At 72.4% G+C, this 590-nt stretch carries 1 protein-coding gene; it reads right to left on the reverse strand.

Annotation, left to right across the window (positions count from 1 at the left end; genetic code table 11):
* Positions 1–146 precede the first annotated feature (146 nt).
* The coding region (locus EQG76_RS14490; protein ID WP_321573464.1) for a TRCF domain-containing protein at positions 147–590 on the reverse strand (444 nt) is incomplete at its 5' end.

Consider the following 590-nt stretch of genomic DNA (forward strand, 5'->3'; position numbering starts at 1 on the left):
ACGCCCAGCGCCACGATGCTGTCGCGGGCGCGCTCCGCTGCAGCTCGGCTCGCGAAGATCGCGGTGATCGCTCTGCTCATGGCCTGCCTCGCCCTGGTTGATCCTCTGGAGGGAACCGGCACCGGGCGGGCGGAGTTCCGTCCTGCTCACGCGGCGGCAGGCGGCTCCTCCAGCGACTCGGCAGCCGCTTCCAGTGCCGCCAGGAGCAACTCCAGCCGTTCCTCGGGATCCTCGACGGTGCGCGCCAGCACCAGCCTCCGGTCCTTCTGGCTCCAGCCGTGCAGGGCCGGCACTCGTGCGTCGTCACGCAGGGTGAGCGCCAGGCCCTGGGGCCCGGCATCCAGCCGGCCGATGCCGAGTCGGCGGCACAAGGCGCGGATGCGGGCCTGGGCAAGCAGCCGGGTCATGCTCGCCGGCACCGGGCCGAACCGATCCTCCAGCTCGGCCATGAACGCCGCGACATCGGCCTCGTCCGCCACCCGTGCTGCCCGGGCATACAGGTCGATGCGCATGTCGGGCTCCGGCACGTAGTCGGTCGGGATCTGGCCGGTGACGCCCAGATGCAGCTCCGGCAGCCAGTCGTCGGCCAC

Source organism: Geminicoccus flavidas (genome assembly GCF_009806515.1).
GTDB lineage: Bacteria > Pseudomonadota > Alphaproteobacteria > Geminicoccales > Geminicoccaceae > Geminicoccus > Geminicoccus flavidus.